Here is a 238-nt window from a genome sequence, read left to right on the forward strand (position 1 = left end):
CGCGAGACGGGCGCAGCGTCGAACCGGTCGCTCTCGCATCCGAGGAATGGAAGGTCGAGGGTGCTCGGCTGCACAGCCTGCGGTCGTCGTTCTTCGACGCTCTTCCCACGGGCGCCGCGGTCTTCGACAGCGTCGTGGTGATGCGCGACCTGCCTCTGACGCTCTCAGCGGTGCGCGACGTGCGCACCGCTGAGATGCTCAGCCCAGCAGGAACATGATGAGGATCAGCACGGGCAGG

General features: G+C 67.2%; 1 protein-coding gene. It reads left to right on the top strand.

Features of this window, described 5'->3' with window-relative positions; translation table 11 throughout:
* Nucleotides 1–218: hypothetical protein (locus tag SB773_RS34505; RefSeq protein WP_410595037.1), on the top strand; the 218-nt coding region annotated here is incomplete at its 5' end.
* Nucleotides 219–238 lie beyond the last annotated feature (20 nt).

The organism is Bacillus sp. SIMBA_074, from assembly GCF_046534555.1.
GTDB classification, from domain to species: Bacteria; Bacillota; Bacilli; order Bacillales; family Bacillaceae_G; genus Bacillus_A; species Bacillus_A mycoides.